The sequence below is a fragment of the Acidocella aminolytica 101 = DSM 11237 genome, from assembly GCF_900129125.1.
GTDB classification, from domain to species: domain Bacteria; phylum Pseudomonadota; class Alphaproteobacteria; order Acetobacterales; family Acetobacteraceae; genus Acidocella; species Acidocella aminolytica.
In genome coordinates this window covers 28,182-52,946 of sequence record NZ_FQVJ01000012.1, presented here as the reverse complement: position 1 = coordinate 52,946, position 24,765 = coordinate 28,182, and the positions used below count along the sequence as shown (strand labels likewise).

General features: G+C 61.0%; 24 protein-coding genes and 1 riboswitch. Of the genes, 14 read left to right on the top strand and 10 right to left on the bottom strand.

What is annotated here, in order from left to right:
- The first annotated feature begins 3 nt into the window (after positions 1–3).
- The 4 genes from spt (at position 4) to BUB54_RS22040 (ending at position 3,678) form a co-directional block, all read left to right on the top strand.
- Positions 4–1,224, top strand: coding sequence for a serine palmitoyltransferase (gene spt, locus BUB54_RS08435; RefSeq protein ID WP_048878860.1), 1,221 nt, complete (start codon positions 4–6; stop codon positions 1,222–1,224).
- Positions 1,225–1,247: 23 nt separating this feature from the next.
- A complete protein-coding gene (locus BUB54_RS08430) occupies positions 1,248–2,417 on the top strand; it encodes a glycosyltransferase (RefSeq protein ID WP_048878861.1) in 1,170 nt (389 codons plus the stop codon).
- Entirely contained in the window at positions 2,414–3,160 is a 747-nt protein-coding gene (locus BUB54_RS08425) for a PIG-L family deacetylase (RefSeq protein ID WP_048878862.1), read from the top strand. The genes BUB54_RS08430 and BUB54_RS08425 overlap by 4 nt, the downstream gene beginning before the upstream one ends.
- A 296-nt stretch (positions 3,161–3,456) precedes the next feature.
- Positions 3,457–3,678, top strand: a complete 222-nt coding sequence (locus tag BUB54_RS22040; protein ID WP_082075654.1) for an ion channel — start codon at positions 3,457–3,459, stop codon at positions 3,676–3,678.
- 147 nt (positions 3,679–3,825) lie between these two features.
- Here BUB54_RS22040 and BUB54_RS08415 read toward each other — a convergent pair whose 3' ends face one another.
- On the bottom strand, positions 3,826–5,274 hold the full coding sequence (locus tag BUB54_RS08415) for an oligosaccharide flippase family protein (RefSeq protein WP_048878863.1): 1,449 nt from the start codon (positions 5,272–5,274) through the stop codon (positions 3,826–3,828).
- Complete coding sequence (locus BUB54_RS08410; protein ID WP_241869374.1) at positions 5,271–6,563, bottom strand: glycosyltransferase; 1,293 nt, start codon at positions 6,561–6,563, stop codon at positions 5,271–5,273. The genes BUB54_RS08415 and BUB54_RS08410 overlap by 4 nt, the downstream gene beginning before the upstream one ends.
- A 130-nt stretch (positions 6,564–6,693) precedes the next feature.
- On the opposite strand from BUB54_RS08410, the gene BUB54_RS08405 reads away from it, so the two are divergent.
- The 4 genes from BUB54_RS08405 (at position 6,694) to bfr (ending at position 9,901) form a co-directional block, all read left to right on the top strand.
- Positions 6,694–8,052, top strand: a complete 1,359-nt coding sequence (locus BUB54_RS08405) for an alpha/beta hydrolase family protein (protein ID WP_048878864.1) — start codon at positions 6,694–6,696, stop codon at positions 8,050–8,052.
- A 107-nt stretch (positions 8,053–8,159) separates the two neighbouring features.
- On the top strand, positions 8,160–9,086 hold the full coding sequence (locus tag BUB54_RS08400; RefSeq protein WP_048878865.1) for an alpha/beta hydrolase: 927 nt from the start codon (positions 8,160–8,162) through the stop codon (positions 9,084–9,086).
- Between the two features lie 73 nt (positions 9,087–9,159).
- On the top strand, positions 9,160–9,348 hold the full coding sequence (locus tag BUB54_RS08395; protein WP_048878866.1) for a (2Fe-2S)-binding protein: 189 nt from the start codon (positions 9,160–9,162) through the stop codon (positions 9,346–9,348).
- Between the two features lie 67 nt (positions 9,349–9,415).
- Positions 9,416–9,901 (top strand): bacterioferritin, encoded by a 486-nt coding sequence (bfr, locus tag BUB54_RS08390; protein WP_048878867.1) that lies wholly within the window; start codon positions 9,416–9,418, stop codon positions 9,899–9,901.
- Positions 9,902–9,965: 64 nt separating this feature from the next.
- Here the strand turns inward: bfr and BUB54_RS08385 are convergent, their stop codons facing one another.
- Together BUB54_RS08385 and BUB54_RS08380 are read right to left on the bottom strand one after the other, a co-directional pair.
- On the bottom strand, positions 9,966–10,481 hold the full coding sequence (locus BUB54_RS08385) for a DUF2147 domain-containing protein (protein ID WP_048878868.1): 516 nt from the start codon (positions 10,479–10,481) through the stop codon (positions 9,966–9,968).
- 109 nt (positions 10,482–10,590) lie between these two features.
- A complete protein-coding gene (locus tag BUB54_RS08380; RefSeq protein WP_048878869.1) occupies positions 10,591–10,836 on the bottom strand; it encodes a hypothetical protein in 246 nt (81 codons plus the stop codon).
- A 258-nt stretch (positions 10,837–11,094) separates the two neighbouring features.
- On the opposite strand from BUB54_RS08380, the gene BUB54_RS08375 reads away from it, so the two are divergent.
- From BUB54_RS08375 to BUB54_RS08360, 4 genes are all read left to right on the top strand, one after another.
- A complete protein-coding gene (locus tag BUB54_RS08375; protein ID WP_048878870.1) occupies positions 11,095–11,676 on the top strand; it encodes a TetR/AcrR family transcriptional regulator in 582 nt (193 codons plus the stop codon).
- Between the two features lie 94 nt (positions 11,677–11,770).
- Positions 11,771–11,974: a YdcH family protein gene (locus BUB54_RS08370; protein ID WP_048878906.1), complete on the top strand. Its 204-nt coding sequence runs from the start codon at positions 11,771–11,773 to the stop codon at positions 11,972–11,974.
- Positions 11,971–12,453 carry a 5-(carboxyamino)imidazole ribonucleotide mutase gene (gene purE / locus BUB54_RS08365; RefSeq protein WP_048878871.1) on the top strand — a complete coding sequence of 161 codons (483 nt, stop codon included), beginning with the start codon at positions 11,971–11,973 and terminating at the stop codon, positions 12,451–12,453. The genes BUB54_RS08370 and purE overlap by 4 nt, the downstream gene beginning before the upstream one ends.
- Positions 12,450–13,583, top strand: coding sequence for a 5-(carboxyamino)imidazole ribonucleotide synthase (locus BUB54_RS08360; protein ID WP_048878872.1), 1,134 nt, complete (start codon positions 12,450–12,452; stop codon positions 13,581–13,583). The genes purE and BUB54_RS08360 overlap by 4 nt, the downstream gene beginning before the upstream one ends.
- A gap of 42 nt (positions 13,584–13,625) precedes the next feature.
- Here BUB54_RS08360 and BUB54_RS08355 read toward each other — a convergent pair whose 3' ends face one another.
- From BUB54_RS08355 to BUB54_RS08335, 5 genes are all read right to left on the bottom strand, one after another.
- Entirely contained in the window at positions 13,626–15,668 is a 2,043-nt protein-coding gene (locus BUB54_RS08355) for a TonB-dependent receptor plug domain-containing protein (protein WP_139284842.1), read from the bottom strand.
- 26 nt (positions 15,669–15,694) lie between these two features.
- A riboswitch (cobalamin riboswitch) is annotated at positions 15,695–15,879 on the bottom strand.
- 34 nt (positions 15,880–15,913) lie between these two features.
- Positions 15,914–16,333, bottom strand: coding sequence for an alternative ribosome rescue aminoacyl-tRNA hydrolase ArfB (arfB, locus tag BUB54_RS08350; protein WP_048878873.1), 420 nt, complete (start codon positions 16,331–16,333; stop codon positions 15,914–15,916).
- Between the two features lie 35 nt (positions 16,334–16,368).
- Positions 16,369–16,668, bottom strand: coding sequence for a 50S ribosomal protein L28 (rpmB, locus tag BUB54_RS08345; RefSeq protein ID WP_048878874.1), 300 nt, complete (start codon positions 16,666–16,668; stop codon positions 16,369–16,371).
- A gap of 135 nt (positions 16,669–16,803) precedes the next feature.
- Positions 16,804–17,061 (bottom strand): hypothetical protein, encoded by a 258-nt coding sequence (locus BUB54_RS08340; RefSeq protein WP_048878875.1) that lies wholly within the window; start codon positions 17,059–17,061, stop codon positions 16,804–16,806.
- Between the two features lie 67 nt (positions 17,062–17,128).
- Positions 17,129–19,021: an ABCB family ABC transporter ATP-binding protein/permease gene (locus tag BUB54_RS08335; protein WP_073211467.1), complete on the bottom strand. Its 1,893-nt coding sequence runs from the start codon at positions 19,019–19,021 to the stop codon at positions 17,129–17,131.
- Positions 19,022–19,031: 10 nt separating this feature from the next.
- Between BUB54_RS08335 and BUB54_RS08330 the strand changes: the two genes are divergently transcribed.
- Together BUB54_RS08330 and BUB54_RS08325 are read left to right on the top strand one after the other, a co-directional pair.
- Positions 19,032–19,865 carry an NUDIX hydrolase gene (locus BUB54_RS08330; protein WP_048878909.1) on the top strand — a complete coding sequence of 278 codons (834 nt, stop codon included), beginning with the start codon at positions 19,032–19,034 and terminating at the stop codon, positions 19,863–19,865.
- 63 nt (positions 19,866–19,928) lie between these two features.
- Positions 19,929–21,572, top strand: a complete 1,644-nt coding sequence (locus BUB54_RS08325) for an NF038122 family metalloprotease (protein WP_048878876.1) — start codon at positions 19,929–19,931, stop codon at positions 21,570–21,572.
- Between the two features lie 7 nt (positions 21,573–21,579).
- Here BUB54_RS08325 and BUB54_RS08320 read toward each other — a convergent pair whose 3' ends face one another.
- A complete protein-coding gene (locus BUB54_RS08320) occupies positions 21,580–24,663 on the bottom strand; it encodes a glycosyltransferase (RefSeq protein WP_073211465.1) in 3,084 nt (1,027 codons plus the stop codon).
- Between the last annotated feature and the right edge of the window lie 102 nt (positions 24,664–24,765).

Genomic DNA, 24,765 nt, shown 5'->3' with positions numbered 1-24,765 from the left:
ACCATGGCGCTGCTCGATAAGTACGCCCCGCTGGCGGCCCAATACCGCCAGTTGGAGGAGGCTGGCGCAAACCCCTTCAACGTGCCGTTCGACGATGTACTCTCCCCCACCGAGGCCATTATTGCCGGGCGGCAAACCCTGCTGCTCGGCACCAACAACTATCTCGGCCTGACGTATGACCCGCTGGTGATTGAGGCCGCCAACGCCGCCTCCACCGCGGCGGGCACCGGCACCACCGGCTCGCGCATCGCCAATGGCAGTTATGGCAGCCACAAGCGGCTGGAGGAGGCGCTGGCGGATTTCTATGGCCGCAAGCACGGCATGGTGTTCTCCACCGGCTACCAGGCCAATCTCGGCATTATCTCCGCCCTCGCGGGCAAGGGCGACCATCTGCTGCTGGACGCGGACTCCCACGCCAGCATCTATGACGGCGCGCGCCTTGGCTATGCCCAGGTCACGCGTTTCCGCCATAACAGCCCGGACGACCTCGCCAACCGCCTCCGCCGCCTAGCGGACGAGCCGGGCGACAAAGTCATCATCGTCGAGGGCATTTACTCCATGCTGGGCGACACTGCCCCCTTACGCGAGTTTGCCGCCGTGAAACGCGAATATGGCGCGTATTTGGTGGTGGACGAAGCTCACTCCCTAGGCGTGCTGGGCGCCACCGGCCGTGGCTTGGCCGAGCAGGCGGGCATTGAGGCGGACGCGGATTTCATCGTCGGCACCTTCTCCAAGAGCCTCGCAGGCGTCGGCGGCTTCGCGGTCACGGATATGGAGGGCGCAGATATCCTGCGCGTCGTCTCCCGCCCGTATATGTTCACTGCCTCCCTGCCGCCCGCCAACATCGCGGCCACCTTGGCCGCCCTGCAGCAGTTGCGCGCCCGGCCTGAGCTGCGCGCCGACCTCAACGCTAACGCGGCGCGTCTTTATCGGGGGCTGGCGCAGCTGGGCTTCACGCTCGGTCCCGAGCCCAGCCCCGTCGTCTCGGCCATAATGCCCTCGCCAGAGGCTGCGTTCGGCTTCTGGGCGGCTTTGCTCAAGGCCGGACTTTACACCAATGTCAGTCTGCCCCCGGCTACGCCCAAAGGGCTTGCCTTGCTGCGCTCCAGCGTTAGCGCGGCACACAGCCCGGCCCAGATCGACCATGCGATCAACCTCTTCGCGGACGTCGGTAAGGGGCTGGGGCTGCTGCCGGAGACACCGGCCCTCGCGGCGGCCAAATAATCCCCGGCCCGCGCGAAGTACGGATGCGCCAGATCGGCATTTTCCGGCATAATTTGTTCAAGCTCTCGGAGCCCTTCATTGCCCAGCAGGCGGAGCGGCTCCAGCGCTACCGCCCGCTTTACCTTGGCCGTTTGCGCTACGGCGCCGCGCCCAACGAGGCTGAGTCTCTGGCGCTGGAGGATCTCGCGCCGCAAATGCGCCTGCTTCCCGCCGTCTGGCACATGCTCTCCGCCAGTCCCCATCCGTACCTCTACCGGCTGGAAGGTCGCCGCCCGGACCTCCTCCACGCTCATTTCGGGGTGGAGGGCGTATACGCCCTGCCTCTGGCCGCCCAGCTTGGCGTGCCGCTCGTTACCACCTTTCATGGGTTTGATGCCACGCTCTCCCCTCTCGGCCTCCTCGCCAACCCGGCCTGGATCCGGTACGCGATGGGGCGCGGGCGTCTGGCGCAGCAAGGTGGGCTGTTCCTCGCCGCCTCCAGTTTCCTGCGTGAGAAGCTGCTTGCCCTCAACTTCCCGCCCGAGCGTGTGCGCGTGCATTATATTGGTGTAGACACCAGCGCCATCGCCCCGCGAACCCCCGCACAGGAGGAGCCACTGATCCTCCACGTCGCTCGGCTGGAGGAGGTGAAAGGCACGGACGGCCTCATCCGCGCCTTTGCCCAGATCGCTCCGCAGCACCCCTTCGCCCGGCTAGTCATCATCGGTGACGGCAAGCTGCGTAAAAAACTGCACAGGCTGGCGGCTGAAACCGGCTTTGCCGACCGGATCGACTTTCTCGGCGCCCGCCCGCACGTCGAGGTTCTGGGTTGGATGCGCCGCGCCGCCATGCTCGTCCTGCCCAGCATCAAAACCCATTCCGGGCGGGAAGAAGGTCTGGGCATGGTGATGCTGGAAGCCGCCGCAACTGGCGTGCCCGGCATCGGCGCGCGTGTGGGTGGCATCCCGGAAGGCATTGCCGAGGGCGAAACCGGCTTCCTGGTGCCTGAGCGCGACGCGGACTCTCTGGCTATTGCCATGGGCACTTTGCTGGCCAACCCGCCCTTACGTCACCGCATGGGCATGGCGGCCCGCAACCGGGTGGAACATCTGTTCGACATTCGCCGCCAGACCGCGGCGCTGGAGGATATTTACGACGAACTGCTCATCTCGCGCGAAGCATCTGGCGCGGCCGCACGGCAGGCCGCGAGATGACCCGCGCTGTCATCGTCGCCGCCCACCCCGACGATGAGATTCTCTGGCTGAGTTCCGCCATGGAGGCGGCGGATCCGGTGGTGCTCTGCTACGGTGCCCCCTACGCCAGGCCGGAAAAAGCCGAAGCCCGCGCCCGCGCCGTGGCAGCGTTGAAGCTGCCGCGTCTCATCAACCTTGCCATCCCGGAGAGCGGCACGCGTTTATTTGTGGATTGGCAAACCCCAACCCTCACCCCAACCGGCATCGCCATTACAGATCCCGCGGCTAGGTCCCGTTACGACGCCAATTTCGCTACCCTTCTCGCAAAACTCCGGCCTATCCTGACCGGCGTCACGGATGTTTACACCCACAATCCCTGGGGCGAGTATGGCCATCCGGAACATATCCAACTCCACCGCGCCGTCACGGATCTTCAAAAAGAGTTGGGTTTCACCATCTGGTTTTCAAACTACATGGCCCCGCTCACCTTGCCACTCGTCCGCGCCCTCAGCCCGACCGTGCTCTGGGCCGAAAAACGCCCCGCCATCCCCGACATTCGACTCGCCCGGCGCCTACGGGCCATCTATCTGCGCCACCGCGTCTGGACCTGGTCCCTCTTTCACCGCTGGCCTGCTATTGAAACGCTCTACGCCCAGCCCCCAGGCACACGTGACGACTGGCACAATTTGGACGGTGAGACGCTGGTGGATGTAACAAAGCTACGCTGGTGGCGCGGGGATGGGGCGGCGAGAGTGGAGGTTTAAGGGGGGCGTGCAAAGCGACAAGCATTTTGCCCAAAGTGTACGGAAAAAGTGATGAAAAATTTCTTCTATTTCAAAAAGGCATTAATCTCTTTTTGGTTTTAGCTTAAGTGGCTGCTCTGAGATCTCTCATGCCGTTTCAAGTTACAACGACATGAGAGCTTGCTTTTTATATAACCACCTTTGCTTATGTAGTCTCGGGTGTTTCGTGCAATTTTATTGAAAGCTTTATCGAAGCCGATTTTTGCAGCTTGCTTTTTATCAACTCTATATAGTTTGTCGTTTCGAAACATTGTATAATGCGCTTTGGTCTACGCGTCATGATTAGCAAGAGCATCACGCACGACGGGTTTGCCGCTCTCTATTTTGGTTCGGTGACGATAACTGCATTTGGATACGACGATTTTGTCCCGCCGAATAATTTTTGCAAGGTCAGTAGTGTATTTGAGGTAATGGCTGGTTATTTTGTATGTGCGGTGTTCGTATCGAGTTTTTTGTGCCATGAGAAAATTTCCGTCTAAGCGGGTGCAAGTAAACGAGACGAAAAGTATTTACCATTATCAATCCACGCTAAAACCAAATCTCTATCGACTGTTTTCTTCCGAAATCAAAAGGTCGGCATCGTCAAAACTAACGTGTCGTTATTGCAGAAAATCTTCGCTAATGTTCTACGTGGAACCTTTTTGCGCCACCCTGCGTCCCCACAAAACCAGCCCGCCATAAGCCAACCCCGTCGCCACCGCCGCCACCGCAATCCGCGTCACCGCATCGTTGCCAAACGGCAAGGTCCGCGCCCCCAGCGTGAACGCCACCATAAACGCCACCGCCAGCCCCGGCGTCACAAACGGCTTCAACAATGCCAGCGGTGAAATCTGCCAGACCCGCCGCAGATAATTCACACTCCAGCCCAGCAAAAGCGGATAAATCCCCAGCCACGCGGCGGCAACCGCAATCAACCCCACAGGCCCGCGCACGGTAAGCCCCGCCAGCAGAATAAACCCGCCCAGCAGCGTCAGCGTCGCGAAAGAAAGGCCCGCCGCCTTGCCCGGCTGCCCCGTGCCCATCAGCAGCGGCGTAATCAGCTGAGAAGCAATCCGCAACACCGCCGCCGCCGCCAAAATCTGCAACGGCAGCGCTGCCGCTGCATAACTATGCCCTTGGCTGTCATGCAGCAGCCCCATCAGTGGCACCGCCATCAACCCCAGCCCCGCCATCAGCGGCGCCACCAGCGTTGCCAGCCTTTGCAGCGCCCAGAACAACGCATCCCGCAATTGCCCAGGTGCCGCCGCCACTTTCGCGAACACCGGTAGAGCGGTGCGGTTGATAATCGTGCCCACCGCCATTGCCGGTTCCATCGCCATGTCGAACGCTACTCGGTACACCGCCAGCGACGCTGCCCCGTAAAACCATCCCACCAGCAGATAATCGATGTTTTTGAAAATCTGCTCAAAAATATTCGCGCTGGCCGAGCGCAGGCCGAACGAAACCAAAGGTTTTATCTCAGGAAACGAAAAATGCCACCCCGGCTTAAACGGCCGCGCCCACAACGCCCCGGCCAGAATAAACACGCCGGAAGCAAAATACCCGCCCACCAGCGCCCAGGTGCCGCCGCCCAAAACCGCAATCGCCAGCCGCACCATCGCCGCGCCAAAGGTGGCGCCCACATTCACGGTAGCGATTTTCTCGTATTTAAGTTCGCGGTTCAGCAACGCCAGCGGAATCACCGCCGCGCCCACCAAAGGCTGCTTCGCCGCCAGCGCCAGAAAATAAAGCGGTATACCCGCCATGCCGTAAATCCAGCCCACGGCCGGCGAGAGCGCCACCGCCACCCCGCCCACCAGCAATGCGGCGGCCATGATAAACCAGAACAGCGATTGTAATTGCCGCTCGCTGGTGTCCTTGGCCTGCACTAGCGCTTCACTGGTGCCCAGCCCATCAAACGCCTCCACCACCATGCCGATGGACAGCACCAGCGAGCCAATGCCCACCTGCACCTTGCTCAGATACAACAGCACCGCGATAATTGTGACGAAATCCGTCACCTTGGCGATAATCGCAGCCCCGCCCAGCCAGTTAAACCCGCGCCCCAAGTGGCGCTTATGGTCGTCTTCGCTCATGGGCCGGGGGGCAGAATCACCGAACGTGTGCGGGCAAAATGCGCGAACCAGCGGCGGGACTCGCGCTTCCACACGCCTTCCTGCGCCGCGCCCCAATGGCCGGGCTTAGCCGTGGCGGCATCCTCCAGCCAGCCCTGCACGGTGGCAAAAATCTTCCCGGCCCGCGCGTTCCAGGTATAATTCTGGCTATCCGCCGCCGCCCCGGCTGAAAGCCGCGCCGCCAGTGCCCCATCCTCGGTCAGCGCCGTCAGTCCGTTCACCAGCGCCTCCAGTGAATCCGGCTGCACCAGCAAGGCGGTTTCATCATGTTTCAGCACTTCCGCCACATCCGGGGTGTTACCCGCCAAAATTGGCCGCCCGGAGCCGAGATAGAAAAACAGCTTCAACGGCAGCACGGTGGACCCAAACTTCGCTAGTGGCTGTAAGGAGGGCGGAATCAGCAGCACATCGGCGGCATAGATATATTGACCCAGCGTCGCCTCCGTCTGCCAGGGCACAATCATGATATTCGGCACCTTGCGTGCCAGCGTCTCCACCGGCCCCTCGCCATAAGAGCCGACAAACATAAAAGTGAGCTGCGGCAGCTGCTTCGCCGCCTCAATCACCAGCTCCAGCCCCTTTTTGTGGTTCACCCGCCCGGTATAAATCACGGTCTTGGCGTCCGGTGCCACGCCAATCAGTTTCTTCGCGGCCTCCAGCGCCATAGGTGCCTGAAACCGCCTTGGCTCAAACCCGTTATGGATGCAGCGCAGCTTCTCCGCCGGCACCCCCAGCTCGATATATTTCCGGCGCGTATAGTCTGAATGGCAGATGCTGCCCAAAAACCGCGGATGGGTGAACAGTTTATACAGCCAGCGTTGCAGCGGCGGAATCTGGTCCGGCCAGGGGCGATAATGGTCAAACACCACACGCTGCCCGCAGAGGATCGACATCCACGCCACCCAGAGATTACGCGTGTAAACCAGATCCGCCTTATGGAATTCCCGCCGCAGCCCGATTGTCAGCCCGCACATGAAATGCCGCAGAGCGGCGGGTTTCAGTGGGGCAAAAGCGCGGATAATCGGCATATTCGCCAGGCCAGAAGCAATATGTCGATTTTGCCGCGCCACGGGCACATGCAGCCAGCTTTCGTCCAGATGCGCGCCCAGATAGCGCGCGGTGGTCACAAACACTTCCGCGTCCGCCTCGGCGTTGGGCAGGGTGTTCTCAAAGGCGAAGAGGATTTTCATGGCGATCCCGGCAGTGGAAATAAGGCCGGGCATCCGGCGGCGCAAACTAGGCGCAAGCACGGGGTTGGATCAATAACCTCGCGCCGGGAAGAACTCATGGCTCCCTCCTCCCTGGCGCAGTGCCGCAAATCGTCTCATACAGCCACGAGTTGAATCATAAGGCAAAGCAGGATTTAGCAGGAGGCTCTGGATGACGAAGCATGACGCCGTGAAGGATGAGGTCAATCAACTGCGCCGGGCGCTGATTTTCGCGGCGGGGGCTGCGGGGGCGGAGCTTTCCGGCGGCGTGGCCAGGGCACAAAGCGCAGCCTCTCACCCCTCTGGAGCGTCTTATATTGACCTGTCCTGCAAAGTGAGTGCTGCTCAGCTCGATGCCCAGGTGGCCAAGGCATTTTCCGCCTTCAACAGGCCGGTTATTTTGCCTGCCTTCAATGCTAAAACGCACGGCGCGCTCAACGATGTTGAGCTGCACCGCATTGTTACCCATACCGTGTCGCCTGAAACCGGCGAGCGTCTGAAAGTCAGCGGCCTGCTGGCCTTGCCCGCCGGGGCAAAGGGTGAACTGCCGCTCGTCTCCTGGCAGCACGGCACGATTTTGTCGTTCGATCAGGTACCCTCCAACCTCACCAAACTCTCCGATCCTGATTATGAACTCACCGATGAGGCGGATTCACTGGAAACGCTCTTCAACGTGCAGCGTTTCGCCGGGCGCGGGTTCGCGGTGGTGGCGGCTGATTATGTCGGTAAAGGGCCGTTCCGTGAGGAGCACGGCGAGGCGTATGTCGTGAAAGGCACCACGGTGCAGACCTGCCTCGATATTCTGGCGGCGGGGCAGGCAGCCATGGGTTCGCTGGGGGTGAAGCCCTCGAAATTATTTTTGAATGGCTGGTCGCAAGGCGCGTTAAATACGTTGTGGCTGCATCAGGCTTTGCGCAAACAATCCCGCCCCATCACGGCAACGGCGGTGGCCAGCGCGTTCAGTGATCTCAGTGAGGCATGGAGCTACTGGGGCGGGGCACTCACATTTCCTTTGCCGCAGGGCGTGTCCTCTTACCCCCAGCTGGCAAGCTGGATTCCCCTTTGCATGATTCTGGCGCTGGGAAGCTATGAGCGCCAATATGGCATGAAGGGCCTGCTGGAGAACGCGGTGCGGCCGGAATTTCGTGAGTTCGCCGTGAAATACTGGAAGGATTACAAGCTGGAGACAAATCAGCTCAGCCAGCTGCCCACCAGCAAAACCCTGCTGGTGCCCGGATTTTACGAACATGCGACAAGCCCGGTCAACAGCGCCTTCCTGCGCCAGTTCGCCGCCAATGACGCGTGTTTCTGGAAGTACGATTCCCCCATCCGCTTTCATTACGGGCTGGCCGATGAAGCCGTGCATCCGGCGATGGTCTATCGCGCCCTGGCGGCGGGTGGGATGATGACGCAGGGCGTTAAAGTGGCCGGGGGTAGCCATCGTGGCACCTTCCTGGCCAGCCTTTACGGCACGGGCTCATCTCTGGCGGGGTTTGCCAACGCGGTGGCATGGTTCCGCAGCTATAGCTGAAGGTCGTTGCGCGCCAGCCTGTGACCTTCCGTTGCAAACTGGTGCAGGCAGACACAGGAGGTTGGCATAATCCATGGCGGGGATCCGCGTCTCTGTGGAGATTTTGCATGACCGACCGCCGCACGCTGCTGATTGCCGCCGCCTCCTCTTTAATTGCTCCGGCGGCATTGGCGGGCCCAATGCCCGAGGGGATACCGCTCTGGCCGGGCGCCTCACCCGGCGGCGCCGGGCCACAAGGGGCGGTGCATGTGAGCGCCAGCGGCGCGTTGCGAAACATCGCCCGGCCTTATCTCCTGGCATACCGACCGCGAACCCCCAATGGCGCGGCGGTGCTGGTGGCGGGCGGCGGTGGGTACAGGCGGGTGGAGATGGGGATGGAGGCAACCCCCGCCGCATCCTGGCTGGTGGCGCAAGGCATTACAGCTTTTACCCTGGCGTATCGCCTGCCGGGCGAAGGCTGGGCGGATGGGCCGGCGGTGCCCTTGCAGGACGCGCAACGGGCCATCCGCCTCATTCGCGCCAGGGCTGGGCGGTATGGGTTGAACCCTGAGCGGCTTGGCGTGCTGGGGTTTTCAGCCGGCGGGCATTTGATGGGGCTCGCAGCGGATTGGTGGGATTTCCGTTCCTACGCCCCCGTGGATTCAGCGGATTTTCTATCTGCCCGGCCCAATAACGCGGCGCTGATCTACCCCGTGATCACGCTAGAGCCACCTTACCAGCACACCAGCACCCGCAAGGCGCTGATCGGGGAGCACCCGACACCGCAGGCCAGCGCGGAATGGTCTGTCCAGACGCATCTGCGCTCGGACGCACCGCCCATATTTCTGGTGCAGGCGAAAGACGATCCAGTCTCTAACCCTGTTAACACAGTGATGATGGACCGCGCCTGTTTGCGGGCGGGGGTGCCGGTAGCGTTTCATCAGCTGCCCAGCGGCGGGCATGGCTTTGGCATGGGGCGGCAGGATGCGCCCACGGCGGAATGGCCGGGGTGGTATAAAAACTGGCTTGGCCAGCAGCAGATGCTGGCCGTTTGAAAATTATTCTCAACTTAATTGAGATTTATTCTCATCCATGCTAAGGGAGTGCGAATTATCCCCAGGAGACGCCGTGTATCTGTGTATTTGTAACGCCTTAACCGACCGCAAGCTGAAAGAAGTCATTACTCAGGGCAACAATGCCAACGCGGCGGAGGTTTACGAGGCTTGCGGATGCCGGGCCAAATGCGGTGAATGCGTGAAACTGATCAAGACCATGATGCAGGAGCTGACTCCCGGCGGCACGCCCCAGCCGGGCTGAGTCTTCCGGCTCGACGGCAGGGAGCTTCCCCGGCATACTGGTTCGGACCAAGAGGAGGAACCAGCTTATGTTGCGCGATCCGAAGGTTATTGACTATCTGAACACGCAGCTCACCAACGAGCTGACAGCCATCAATCAATATTTCCTGCATGCCCGCACGCTGCGTCATTGGGGGGTCACCAAGCTCGGCAAGCATGAATATGATGAATCCATTGAGGAAATGCACCACGCCGACTGGCTGATCGAGCGAATTTTGTTCCTGGATGGGCTGCCCAACGTGCAGCGCCTCAATCAGATCCAGGTGGGGGAGAGCGTGGAGGAGATCCTGCAATCCGATCTGGCGCTAGAAGAAAAGGCGATGGTCGATTTGCGCGAAGGCATCGCCTATTGCGAGAGCGTGCGCGACTATGTGTCACGCGACCTGCTGCGTCGGATCCTCGATAATGAGGAGGAGCATGTGGATTTCCTGGAACGCCAGTTCGACCTGATCAAGGTGATCGGGATTGAACGCTATATTCAGCTTCACGCCGCCCCCGCGCCGGAACAGGAATAGCCACAAAAAAGGGCGTTCACCGTGCATGAACGCCCCGCGATGCAAAACCCGTTAAAGACGGCGGTTAGCCCGCTTGGACCGTGGCAGGAATATTGTTCAGTCGGCAATCCTGCGTGCCCAATTTGCCCTGATAGCTGTGCCAGCTTTGGGTGCGGCCAAAAAGCGGAAGCCCGACATAGCCGCGCAGCAGCAAATGCCCCTGCGCGTCCAGCGTCAGGCGGATATGGTAGCGTGAACCGTTACGAGGATTGGTGATGTGCCCATACCAGGCCCGGGTGCCGTCAGCTTCCGGCTGGGCGGTGGCGCTGGTTTTTAAAATCACCAGCCCGCATTGGCTTTGCCCGACCCAATCCGTGGGCGTTTTATCGGTGGGGCTGAGAACCATGCCCTGAATGGCGCCGCAGAGGTGGTCACCGCAGGGGCGAATTTGAATGACCGCATCCTGGCTGGCAGTGACCCAGTTGCCCACCGGGGTGATGGTGGCCGCGCGGGCGGGGAGAATGGAAAGGCCCAGGCAAAGTAGCAGCACAAAAGCCACGCCGGTCCAGGATAACAGGGCCGCGAAACGTTCGCTCGACATCGACTTGTTCCTTGGAAGATCGCGGCCTCCGCGCCGTCCTTCAACGGGCGGTGGGAGGTCTAAGAATGGCGGTTTTTACGGCCTCGCGCGGCCGGTCGGGGGCGGCTTTCTAGCCGGACACACAATTATGCGGCGTGCTGTTGGCAAACGCGCTGGCGGTCGGGGCGATGACGAAGGTTGCGGGCACTTTGCTATTTTCCGCGAGGCGGCCGTGCTGGGATTGGGTGTTGCTAACGCGGACCAGATGCTGTGCCGGAGCCGCGGTGTTGACATCAGCCGGGCGGGCATGGGCGGCAAATGGTGCCAGGGATGCGGCCAGAACAGCGGCGGACAGGAATTTTCCAAAACGTGACATGATAACTCCGTGATTTTGCGGCAGGGCATTAGCGCTCTGCTGATGAGGGTTATCTATACGGACGTACGTCCTCATTCAACGGGATTGTGTACGTTCGTCCTTTTACTCAGGGCTGCGCTTTACGCATGGCTTTTGGCTGATCTATGCGAATTTTGTCAGGCTGTTGCCAAGGTTAAAAATCATGACTTTGTCTTGTAATCTAAAGCGTACGATCGTACTTCAAACTCACCTTCATCATTTGGAATTTTATTCGTCATCATGGCCAGACCGTCCAACCGCGAGAAAATTCTCATAGAAGGCCTCCGTGTCGTTCATGAGCGGGGGTTTGCCGGAGCCTCGGTGCGCGATATCGCCCAGGCCGCCCAGGTGCCGCTGGGGTCCTTCACTAACCATTTTCCCTCGAAAGAGGCGTTCGGGCTGGAGATTCTCGAACGTTATTACGAGATGAACCGGGAGGTGATGACGGATATTCTGGCGGATTCTACCCGCACTGTGCATGAGCGGATCAACGCTTATTTCGACCATGTGATCCAGAGGCTGTGCAGCCACGATATGCGCGGCGGCTGCATGGTGGGGAATTTCTGCGCTGAGGTCGCGGACCAGTCCGAGGTGCTGCGCTTGCGCTTGGGCAAAATCTTCCGCGACATGCGCGACGCGCTGACGGTTTTGCTGCGTGAGGGCGTGCAATCTGGTGAGCTGCAGGCCGATTTAGATTGCGAAGCCACAGCGGGCTTTATCTATTCCGCCCTGCAAGGTGCTATTTTGATTGCCAAGGTGCTGCGCATGTCCGCCCCGCTGGAAAATTGCCGTCAGCACATTCTCTCGAACGTCTTGAATTGACGGGAAAGCCGTTCCGGGCCGTGCGCGGCGGGAAAACGCGGCCAAGGTGAAAATTCCGGTTTCAGTGCGGCGCGATTTTCTCTATTGCTCGCCCATGCTGACCGACAAAGACAATCTGCTGCGCCGGCTGCATGCCTTGCGCAGCGAGCACCGGGACCTTGATACCGTCATTACACGGATCTCCGAGAATGGTCCGGTGGATCAGCTGCATTTACAGAGATTGAAGAAGCGGAAATTAGGGTTGAAAGATGAGATTTCCCGGCTGGAAAGCCGGTTGATTCCGGACCGCACGGCATGACCGCGCCACTGGTCGGGATTATAATGGGCAGCCGCTCGGACTGGCCCGTGATGGAGCATGCCGCGCAGATGTTGGACAGGCTGGGCGTGCCGTATGAAGCAAAAGTGGTTTCCGCGCATCGCACGCCGCAACGGCTTTATGAATACGCTTCCGGCGCTGAGGCGCGGGGCCTTAAACTCATCATCGCCGGGGCAGGTGGGGCGGCGCATCTGCCGGGCATGGCGGCGTCCATGACCAATCTACCCGTGCTGGGCGTGCCAGTGGCGGTCACTGCGTTGAACGGGCAGGATTCGCTGCTGTCCATCGTGCAAATGCCGGGCGGCATTCCCGTGGGCACGCTGGCCATCGGCAAGCCGGGCGCCATCAACGCAGGCATCTTCGCCGCCTCCATCCTGGCGCTTTCGGACCCTGCCTTGCGGGACCGCGTGGCGGCGCTGCGGGCTGAGCAGACGGCGAGCGTGCCGGAGTCCCCGGTATGAACCCTGGCGCGGTGATCGGCATTATCGGCGGCGGGCAACTGGGGCGCATGTCCGCCCAGGCGGCGGCGCGGCTGGGGTTTCTGGTGCATGTGTTTTCGCCTGAGCAGGACGGCCCCGCCGCCCAGGTGGCCGCGCGCAATACCGTGGCGGCGTATGATGATCTCGCCGCGCTGCGCACCTTCGCGGAGGCGGTGGATGTAATCACCTTCGAGTTTGAGAATCTGCCTGCCTCCTCTCTTGAATTGCTGGAAAGCCTGAAGCCGGTGCGACCCGGGGCGAAGATTTTGGCGATCAGCCAGGACCGGATTCTGGAGAAGCAATTCCTCAACGATGCCGGCATCGCCACCGCTCCCTGGGCGAAGGTGGAAAGTCTCGGGGAGCTGGAAGCGGCGGTGGCGAAGCTGGGCCTGCCCGCCGTGCTGAAAACCACCCGCCTTGGCTATGACGGTAAAGGCCAGGCGATGCTGCGCACACCGAAAGATCTGGCTCCGGCCTTCGAACGGCTCAGTCCGAAGCCACTAGTGCTGGAAGGGTTCGTGGAATTCGGCGCAGAAATCTCGGTGATGGTTGCGCGCGGGGTGGACGGCACGGTCCGTTGTTTCGACACGGTGGAAAACCGCCATAAGCACCATATCCTCGACCTTACTCTGGCGCCCGCGCCGCTGGGGCCGGATATTCTGGAGGAAGCGCAGACCATCGCCCGTGTGGTGGCGGAGAAGCTGAAGCTGGTCGGGCTGTTGGGGGTGGAGATGTTTGTCACCGCCAAGGGTAAGGTGGTGGTGAACGAAATCGCGCCTCGCCCGCATAATTCCGGGCATTGGACCATGGATGCGTGTCCTTGCAGCCAGTTTGAAATGCATATCCGCGCCGTCGCGGGGCTACCCTTGCCGCCCGCGGTCCGCCATTCAGACGCTGTGATGAAAAATCTGATCGGCCCGGATGACATAGAGCTGTGGCCGCAAATTCTGGCGACACCGGGGCTGATCCCGCATCATTACGGCAAGGCGGAAGCTCGCCCTGGCCGCAAGATGGGACATTTCAACCGGCTGTTCCCGAAAGGCGCGCTGCCGGGTGAGCTGGGGATAGAGGACGCGCTGCACCTCGCCCCCATGCCGCCCTTGAAAGACTAAACAAGCTTGCGGGGCGTGCAAAACGTCCCAGCAAGCTTTGCGTCACATCTGCGCCCGTACCCCCATCAGTACCGAGGCACCGGGAATTTGCAGCCCATTCGAGGCTTCAAAATGCGAGTCCAGAATATTCCGCCCGGTGACGAAAACGGTGAAATGCCGGTTCATCCGGTAGCTGACATTTAAATTCACCACTGTGCCGGGGGCCGAACTGCCGGTGCCCGTGGAATAGCCGCTGTTATTGTAGATGTAATCGTAAAACCGCCCGGTATATTGCACCATCGGCGTGATGGTCAGGCGTGGCACGGGCCGGATGGTGGCCGAGGCACTGCCGGTATTTTGCGGCCGGCGCAGCAAGGCGGGACCGTTATCTCCCTGCACTGCGCGGGTATAGGTGTAGGTGAATTCGGCGCTCAGCCAAAAAGCGGGATGAAATTTGAAATCTGTCTCGATGCCGTTGAGATAAGCGCAGCTGACATTTTCTTCCGTATAGGTGTAGTCCGGCAGTTCGACCGACTGGATGAGTCCGCGCACTGAGGACCAGAAATAATTAGCCGAAACATCCGCGAAATCAGACTGGCCGAATGCGGGAATTATGAATTCCGGGCCAATCTCCCAGCCGGTTGAATATTCCGGTTTCAGGTTGGGGTTGCCTCGGTCGCCATAGCTGTCAACGTAATACAGGTCGAACAACGAAGGGGCGTGGAACCCCGTGCCGACCGAGGCTTTTAGGTCCGCGTCAATCTCTGGTAGGGCCAGCACCGCGCCCGCGCGCCAAGTGATGGCGTGGCCGAAGCTGGAGACCACATCATCCCGCAACGCGCCGGTCAGCGTCAGCCGGTTATCGATGGTCGTCTGCACGCCGAGATGGCCTGACCAGTTATGTTGCGAGCCGTGTACGGTCTCGATGAACGGGTAGCTATAGCTGGTCTCGTTCACGGTCTCATCCGCCGTGTCGTTGGTGTATTCGGCGCCGAACAGGATGTTAGAATGCGTAAACGCGCCGTGGTCCGGCAGGCGGAGATTGTTGTTCCACTGCGTATCGGTCCGGGTGCCGTGATAGGTGTCGTGCGCGCTGGCCTGGTTGGGGTCGTTCGCGTCCAGCAGGTTGCTGTTGAACAGCCGATTTTGCTGCCAGGACACGAATAGATCGCTATGAAGATGGCCGTTCAGCTTGGTGGTGGAGAGGCCAAATTTGGAGAAGAAATTATCGTTGTAGCTGTAATCATTCGGGTCATCGAAAACGGGGTAGCCGAGATCCGGGAAGGCTGAATCCGTCGATTGCCCGCGTAGAATAGCGTAGATGCGTGTGCCGTCCCCGAAGGTATAACCCAGCTGGAGCGAGCCGAGCCGCGAGCGGTACGGGTCCTGAATGTTCCGCCGGATGCTGCCCATGCGGGGCGGCACCGCATCCCACCCGGCTTGTTCATTAATGGCGGCTGTCAGCGCGTAATCCAGATGTCCGATCATGCCGGAGATGCTGGCGCTGCCTTGCCCCTGGGCGGGCCAGCCGCCAGCGGCGGTGAGGCTGGCATGAGTCTGCGGCGTGCCGCGCTTGGTAATGATGTCGATCACCCCGCCAATGGCGCCGGACCCGTACAGGCCCGACATCGGGCCGCGTACCACCTCGATCCGCGCGATATCCTGCAAGGAATAGATGCCGAAATTAAAGGCGCCGTTGGGTGTGGAGGGATCATTGACCGGCACGCCATCCAGCAGCACCAGCACATCCTCTGAGTTGCTGCCCTGAATGAACACGCTGGCGACATTCCCCGGCCCGCCGGACTGCACCACATTCAGCCCCGGCACGCCTTGCAGCGCATCCACCAGCGTGATGTCCCCGCGCTCCTTGAAGTCCTGGGCGGTAAGCACCGTGACGCTGGCCGCGACCTGGTTTTCCGGCGTGGCGATGCGTGTTGCGGAAACGGTAATGGGCACCTGGTTTGCAGTCTGGGTGCTGGCAAAGGCAGCGCCAGCCAGGGCGGTACTGCCCACGGCGCCCAGAAGAAGAGATTTAAACAAGGGCGAGCCCCCCATCGCGAAAAACCATAGCAGCGACAGAAGCTTGGGGACTTGCAACCCCTTCATGCCCGGTTCACCTCGCCCGGATATGCGCGAATGTCTCGATGCCGGCCGGTCTCCTGGCTCGCGGTGTTTGTTGCCGCCCCGCCTTCTCGCCGTATGGCAATGGCCTCAAAGGGGCGGTCCGGCCGCTTACAGTTGCGAGGGCAGCCGCGGCATCGCACCGCGTTCCCGTTTCAATCCGGCTGGCCGGATCACCTGCATCTGCGCTGCTGCGTAACCGGCATGTTACCGGCAGGCAAGGGGCGGGGTCAGAAATCCCGGTCGCGGCGTTGGCGTTTAATGTCCCCTCGGTGGGATTTCTCGTCCAGGCGGCGCTTTTGGCTGGCTCTGGTGGGCTTGGTCGCGCGGCGGGCCTTGGGCACCACTGCCGCTTCCCGGATCAGCGCAAACAGCTTTTCTCGCGCATCCTCCCGGTTGCGGAGTTGGGAACGGTGCTCCTCCGACTCGATAAGCAAAATACCGGCCTGGGTCAGCCTTTTGCCCGCCAGCCGGGCGAGGCGGGCCTTCACGGTATCAGGCAGGGTGGTATTGTCCGCCAGATTGAACCGCAGCTGCACGGCGGTTGAAACTTTGTTCACATTCTGCCCGCCCGGGCCGGATGCGGGCGTAAAAAATTCCTCCAGATCAGCGTCACTGATCTGGAGGTTCCTTGAAATTCTAATCAGCATGGGAGCCTCTAAATGTCAGGCCCCGGAACTGGAATTCAGGCGGCCGCCGCTTCTTTCTTGGCCTGAGCGCGCTGCAGGCGGCGCTTCAGTGCCAGACCTTCGGTGGTCAACTTGGCGTCGGTGTGAGACAGCAGATACGCGTCCAGCCCACCATTATGCTCGATCGTGCGGATCGCGCGGGTAGAGAGACGCAGGCGCACGGCACCCAGCGTTTCAGACAGCAGCGTGGTGACCTGCAGGTTGGGCAGGAACCGGCGGCGGCTCTTATTGTTCGCGTGGCTGACGTTATTGCCAGCTTGCACGGTCTTTCCGGTCAGGTCGCAACGGCGGGCCATGGTTACTCTTCCTCAAAGAAACGCAAAAGCGGGCTGGCAGGGGCCAGCCCGGAATATCGGGGCGGCTTATGGCCGAAGGGGAGGGCCTCGTCAAGCCATTCAGCGCGGGGCTGGGCTTAAGATTCAGCCTGCCTCTTAGGCATTACCGGCGCGGTCCTCCCCGGAGGCGGCGTTCATCTCGCCATTTTCGATGCTCTGGATGGCATTTTGTAGTATCTGCACGACCACCGTATCCGGCAAAGAGCGGGTCAGCAGCCCCATGGCGCCGCCCAGCAGGGCCGAGGCGATGGCCAGTTCTGAAAGATCCTGGCCGATCATGAATTCAATGGCCTTATCCACCACCGAGCCCGCATGGCTCAGCTCGCGTTCGGGGGGGGATTGTCTGTCTGTCATCTCACTATTAATCCAAAATGTCGTTTTGTCTTATCTGGTGGGTCCGGGGGGCGCCACCAACCCGGGGTCACTCAGCCGCGTTTTCCGGGGTTTTTTCAGGCGGCGTGGCATTTGCACCATCCGCCGCGGCTTCTTCATGCTCCATCACCGCCTGGGCGGCCCACATGGAGGCGTAAATCCCGTCCTCGGCCAGCAGGGCGGTATGGGTGCCGCGTTCCACCACCGCGCCTTCTCGCAGCACCAAAATCTCGTCGGAGTCGGTGACGGTGGAAAGCCGATGGGCGATCACCAGCGTGGTGCGGTGCTGCGCTACGGAGCGCAGAGCGGCGGAGATACCTTGCTCGGTCGCCGTGTCCAGCGCGCTGGTGGCTTCGTCCAGAATCAGGATGCGCGGGTCTTTCAGGATGGTGCGGGCAATGGCCACGCGTTGCTTCTCACCGCCGGAGAGCTTCAAGCCGCGCTCGCCCACCTTGGTCTCGTACCCTTGCGGCAGAGACTCAATAAAGCCGTGAATCTGTGCCAGTCGTGCGGCGTGCTCCACCTCAGCCCGCGTGGCGCCGGGGCGGCCGTAGGCGATGTTGTAGAAAATGCTGTCATTGAATAGCACAGTATCCTGCGGCACCACGCCGATGGCGGCGCGCAAAGCGTGCTGTTTAATGTCGCGCACATCATGCCCGTCCACCAGCACGCGCCCTCCAGTGACATCGTAAAACCGGAAAACAAGGCGTGAGATGGTGGATTTGCCCGAGCCGGTAGGGCCGACAATGGCGATCTTTTTGCCCGGCGTGGCGGTGAAGCTCACGCCTTTAAGAATCTGCCGGTCGGGGTTGTAGGCAAAGCGCACATCCTCAAACCGGATTTCCGCTGGGACTCCATGCGAGGCGATGGGCAGCGCGCCGGGCTTGTCCTGCACCTCCTGATTCACGCGCATCAGGGTGAACATTTGCTCCATATCCACCAAGCCTTGATTAAGGCTGAGATATGCGAAGCCCAGAAAATTCAGCGGCACATAAAGCTGCAGCAGATAGGTGTTCACCAGCACAAAGCTGCCGACCGTCATTTTATGCTGCAACACGCTATGCGCGGCCATTACCATCATCACGCCCAGCGCTAGCGAGATAATCACCGCTTGGCCGATATTCAGCATGTTCAGCGTGACCTGAGACTTCACTGAGGCCGTCTCATACCGCGCCAGACTTTCATCGAAGCGGCTGGATTCGTGGGTCTCGTTGCCGAAATATTTTACTGTCTCGAAATTCAGCAGCGAGTCGATCGCCTTGGTTTGGGCCTCGTTATCGGTCTCGTTCATCGTGCGGCGGAACTTCGTCCGCCAAGTGGTGAAGATGAGGGTGAAGCCGATGTAAAACCCGATGGCCACAAAGGCGATCAGCCCGTACCAGATATTGAACAGATACCAGAGCATAGCCGTGGTCAGCAGCAGTTCGATGATCGTCGGGACCAGATTGAACGTGGCTAGGCGCAGCACGGACTGAATCCCCAGCGTACCGCGGAGAATGATGTTGGAAAGCCCGCCCGTCTGCCGGTCCAGATGGAAGCGCATGGAGAGCGCGTGCAGATGCTCGAACGTCTTGCGCGCCACCACGCGGGAGGCGCGCATCTGCACGCCCGCGAACAGCGCATCGCGCAGTTCCCCAAAGGCGGCGGAGGCAATACGCACCGCCACATAGCCGCCAATCAGAGCCAAAGGCAGCGCCAGCGGCCCGGCCGTGTGGGTGAGCTTGTCAACCAGATGGCCATACACCACGGGTACATAAACAGTGCCCAACTTTGCCAGCAGCATGGCAATGCAGGCCAGCACCAGCTTCACGCGCAGGCCGGTTTCGCCCTTGGGCCAGAGATAGGGCAGGAGAGACACAACAGTCTTTAGCGACCCCCGGGCTTTCTTGGCTGCGTCGTTAGGCGCTAGATGGGGGTTGGCACGGGCGGCGGATCGGGTCATGACCCTGCACATGGCATCTGACTCGCAAATTGCAAAGCTTCTCGCGGCGATTGATTTCTGCCACTCTGCCATGCTGCCGGGTGACAGGCTGGCGCTGGCCGCCGGGCCGCAACATTTCGGTTATATGAAGCCGGCGCTGGCGGAGCGGCTGCGCGGGCTAGACGCCGCCATCAAAATTTCATCCGGCCGGGTTGATTTGCCCGTGGCCTTGCTGCCCCAGTTGAACGAGTTGGCCGCCGCTATCGGCATCTCCACCCGCGCGGAGGATTTTGACGTGCGGGCAGAGCCGGACGGCCCTGTGCTGGGCGTGCTGGACCGTGGCGCTCTGCCCAGCTTTGGCGTGATCGGGGTGGGGGTGCATCTCAACGGGTTGGTCCGTAAGCCGGGTGGGCTGCATCTCTGGGTGGCCAAGCGCGCCGCTAATAAAAAACTTGACCCCGGCAAGCTGGATCATCTGGTGGCGGGCGGGGTTCCGGCGGGTTACACGCCTTTCGCGGCTTTGCTGAAAGAGGCCGAGGAGGAAGCTGGGTTAGATGAATCCACTGCCGTCAAAGCAAAGCTTGTGGCGCGGTTCCGGTACAATATGGAACGCCCGGAAGGGCTGCGTCGCGATGTAATCCACGCTTATGACCTGGAGCTGCCGAAAGATTTCGTGCCGCGCCCTATGGATGGCGAGGTGGAAAGCTTCGCGCTCTGGCCACTGCCGCAGGTGAAAGAGGCTTTGCTTACCACCGACATGTTCAAGTTCAACGTGGTGCTGGTGCTGCTGGATCTGTTGCTACGCCAGGGTTTGTTCACCCCAGAGGAAACGGAAATACTGAAAACCGCTTTGCATCGAGCATAGATTAACGGTTTATGCATTGTTGCGGGGCCACTCTGGCGCCAGCGGCGCGGGGGGGCTTGAGATATGCATATTCAGCTTGTTTTCGACACGTCCACCTCGGCGGCGCCAAGCAGCTTTACCACCGCGCTGGACTACGCCGCCCAGCAACTCGATAGCCTGATTACCAACAATATCACCGTCAGCATTGACGTGAGCTGGGATAGCACCGGCACTGTGCTGGGGGAGGCGTCGCCTTATCTCAGCTCCGCCGGACTTTACGGCTATGCCACTGTTGTCTCCGCCCTGCACGCCAACGCTCAGACCACCGCGCAAAAAGCCGCCGTCGCCGCCTTGCCCAGCACGGATCCGACAGGCGGGAAGGGGCTTTACCTCACCGTCGCCCAGGCGGAAGCGCTGGGCCTGCCCACAACCGGCCTCATCGCTGCGTCCGGTGGGGTTGATGGCACGGTGACATTCGGCACGGGGGGCGGAGTGCTGAATTTCAGCACGTCAACCGGGGCGGTTTCCGGGGAGTTGGATTTTGTAGGCACTGCTGAGCATGAACTGTCTCACGCGCTTGGACGGGCGGATTTCAATAACGGGTCGGATTTGACCCTCATGGATCTCTACGCCTATGCGTCACCCGGCACGCTGCAATCCACGCCCTATGCGGCGTCCTATTTCTCTCTCGATGCCGGTGCCACTACTCTCGCCAGTTTCGACACGACTAGCGATATTAGCGACTGGGCGGATACCACCCAATACCGTACGGACGCTTTTGCCGCCTATGAATATCCAGGCTACGCTACCACCATCTCGCCGGTAGATACCACCTTGATGAGCGTGCTGGGGTTCGATGTCGCCTGTTTTTGCCCCGGAAGCCTGATCCTGTCCCCGCAAGGCGAGGTGCCGGTGGAGCGGTTGGCTATTGGTGACCAAGTCACCACCCCCAACGGCGTACGGCGCATCAAATGGATCGGCCGCAGCGCTTATGAAGGGAAGTTTTTGCGGGATAACCCGCTGATGCTTCCCGTCACCTTCTTGCCCGGTGCACTGGGCGAGGGCGTGCCGAACCGGCCGATGCGGGTTTCCCCGGGCCATGGCGTCTTTTTGCATGGCGTGCTGGTGCCCGCCTGGAGGCTGGTAAATCAGGTGAACGTGCTGCAAGCCCCGTGCAGCGGGCGGGTTGAGTATCTGCATCTGGAACTGGATAGTCACGACCTACTGACCGCCGATGGCGCTTTGAGTGAGAGCTATCTCAACGTCACGCCCCGCAGTTGGTTCCAGAACGCCGCTGAATATGCGGCCTTGTATCCGGGTGATGACGATCCGGGCACCCCTTGCCTTCCGCGTGTGGAAGATGGGCTGGCGTTGGAAGCGTTGCGCGCCTGGGTGGATGAGCGAGCCGGCCTCCCCCGCGCGGCGGAAGCGAAGGGGGATCTGTTGGGCTGCGTGGATGAAGCCGGGCCTGAGCTTTGCCGCGGGTGGGCGCAATGCCAGCAGGCCCCGGACCAGCCCGTGACTTTGTTTGTCATGGCAGGGGGCGAGATTCTCGCCCGCGTGGTTGCCAATCTCTATCGGGAGGATCTGCGCGCGGCCGGAATCGGCAAAGGCTGCCACGGTTTTGCTGTGGCGCTACCCGCCAGAACAACAGGCGAGATCAGCGTGCGCCGCGCCAGTGATGGAGCGCTATTGCGGATAGCCGGAGCATTTCAACGCGTGGCCTGAAGGCGGCTCAGGCCGTGGCGGGCACAGCCCGTTTGGCTTTTTTCTTGCTCCCCGCGCTGGCGGCGGAACCGGTCCCCAGAATAATCCGCGAGAGCTTGTCCAGATCTTCTGGCCGGGAGAAAAAGTTCGCCGGCGCAGCCCCTTTGGCCACGGGCTCCACTCGGCCTGTGGCGATATCGTCGATCAGCGCCAGCAGCCTTTCCGCATCTGCCGGGAAGGGGAAGACCACGCCAAATTTCACACTGCGGATGCGATCCGCCGGGGCGCCAATATCAGGCGCCAGCGGAATGAAGCCATGCTTCACCAGTTCAGAGAGGGTGTAGGAATATGTCTCCGGCCAAGCGGGTAGAAACAATGCCAGCCGCCCCTTGGCTTCCGCTAGCAGAGCAGGCAGCTCTTCGGGCTCGTATTTGCCGGTGATGGTGACATTGCCAACAGCTCTGAGCGCCTTGTCGATATTCGTGTAGCCGATCACACGGAAATGCAGATGCGGGTGGGTGAGGCGGGCGCGCTGGGCTATTTCCAACAGTTTTTTCGAGCCTTTATGCGGGCCGATGGCGCCCAGCATCACAATCTCATCATCGCTGCCCGTGCGCGACGTGGCGACCACTCCATTTGGGGCTTCAGGGTGCGGCACGGCCTCAATCTTGATCCGGGGGAAGATTTTACCGAGATAGCCCGCCGCATTGGCGGAAGGCGCAATCACATGGGTGAAAGCCTCCAGCAGCCCGCCAAATAGCGCGCGGTGCTCTTCCGCCGTCAACTCGTTCAGCACCGAGGTTTCGTGCGCCCCGCCCATCTTCACGCAGCGTCCGCATGTTGCTGCATCTGCCCCGCCGCAGAACCGTCCAATCGCGTCGATCATCGTCACGCGCGGGCAGAAGGAATAGAAATCATGCGCCCAATACAGGCTGCGGCGTCCGCCCAGCCAATGCCGGAGCCCGGCGAGCACCGTGGCGGGGAAGCCGAGCAGTTGATGCGCCAGCACCAGCTCCGGCGCGGCGCTGTCCAGCACCGTGAACAGCTCCTCCGCCTCGTGCTCGTTGAAATGCGCACACAGCAGCGGCGCCTCACAGCTCAGCTCGATCAGCCCGCTCTTGGTCACGCTGAGTGACAGCCGGGTGGCCTCGCCATAGCCGACTTCCCGTTCAATATCCCGGATGGCTTTGGGCGTGCCACCTTCCAGCGCGTTTGACATGACCAGCGCGAACTTGGTTCCGTTCGCGCGGGCCTGGGCAAGCCGCGCGCAGTCAAGTGGCCAGCGCATTCCGCGCAGCCCGTCCTCGGCCTCATATTGCATGATCAGCGGCGTCAGTTCGGGGTAGAGCGCGTTCAGCCGCGGCTGGTTCTGTGCCAGCAGGCTGGCGCGTTCATTGCCGAAGGAAATGCTTTCCTTATGCTCCACAATTACGCCGCCCGCCGCGACATTGCGGTAGCCGATGCCAGCCGTGCGGGCGCAGAAATCATTTTCCTCGCCATAGCCGCGCCCGAACGCTTCATCCAAGAAGCCGATTCGGCTTATTACCTCCCGCTTAATCAACATGCAGAAGCCATGGCCTGTCGGTACATCCACGCACAGTCCCTGATTTTCCCGCAGGGCCAGCGCCGCCAGTTCCGGCCAGTTGACATCCGGCAGCGACGCTTCGCGCAGTTCCGCGCAGGGGTAAGAGAAGATGGTGGCATTGTTGGACATGGCGGTCACGGTGCCGACATCCTGGTGCGCATAGGCCACACGTACCAGCTCATCCAACCCGCCAGCATGAAGTACGGTGTCAGAATTCAACAGCAGCACGTCCGTGCCTCTGGTCAGTGCCATGCCGCGATTCACGGTGCTGACAAAGCCAAGATTCTGCCCGTTATCCAGCACGATCACATTCCGCATCTGCCGGTAGGCGGCGAGCATCGGCCCCATGTCGGCATCGGGTGAACAATCATTGATCAGCACCAGTTGATCGGTGTCCGGGTTACGGTGGGTCAGCACGGACTCGATACAAGCTTGCGTCACCGCCACGCCCCGGTAAATGGGTACGATGATGGCCATGCGCAGCTTGCTTTGAGGCCCGCTGGAAGGCTGTTTGCGCAGCACAACCCCATCCTGGCCACGTACTTTGGCGAGATAATCTTTCAGCGCCTCGGTCAGCAGCGCGCGTTCCCCGGCCTCCAGCCCTGGCAGGTCAGCATGAGCGAGATGCGCCACTTTGTGAATGGCCGCTACCGCCGCAGAGCGGCTAGCAAAACGGTAAGGGCCGTCGAACAATTCTCGTTGACCGTCTGCGAAGCGGATGCTGAGTGACACGGTTTCATCCGCCGCTACGCGCTCATAAGGAACCCGGATGTCAAAGCCCGGCTTGCCGCAATCTGGGTAATGCGCCTCAACATCTGTGCGTTCCAGCTCGCAAGGGGCGGTCTCGGCTAGCTTTCCATTCCGATAGACGGAAAGTTCAAAGATACGCTTCGATGCTTCCGGTGCATAGAGCCAGCCCGTGGCCTGGTCCGGGGAGATGCGGTCAAGATTGCCGTGCAATTCCAGATTACAGGCGGCATGGCCCACAAACATGCCATCGGCATGGATGCTGAGCAGAAGCTCACCGGCGCCGAAGCAATCCGCATCGAGTTCCAGGCTGAACCGCGCTGGGTTGAAAAGCGGATCAGCGGGTTTGTCATCGAACGCGCTGGCGCCCCGGGCCACTTCAAGGCCGGCTTGGGTGCGAACCGTGATGTAGGGTGCTTGGCTGCCTTTTACGCGTTCAGTCACCCAGCCGGTGACACGGTCCGCCTCAACGGAAAAGAGGCCGTCAAATAGACCCGGACCGGTTTTGAAGGGCGAGCCCGTCAACTCTTCGCCATTGCCGAATACGCGTAAAAGCTGCGCCTCGGTCCCAAGCGGCACGGCGATCTGGTACGCTAGCGTGGTCCGCCCCAGCCCAAGCGCGACGAGGTCCTCCCGGTGGCGTGATGCCCGGCCCTTGGCGAGCTGCTTGCCGCCCATGTCCGTGATGGTGATGGCGCAATTGCCATTGTCGGGTATGGAGACAGCCCATCCTGTGATGTAGCTGCCTTTCATCGTATCCACGTGTCCCTGGACCGCCATCAAGACTCCGTATGGTCATGCCGCGCCCGCGCCTGCCGCGGAGGCGAACTGGTAATAATGTCTTGTTACGCATCAGGACATGCGGCTCAAGCTTTCCATCTG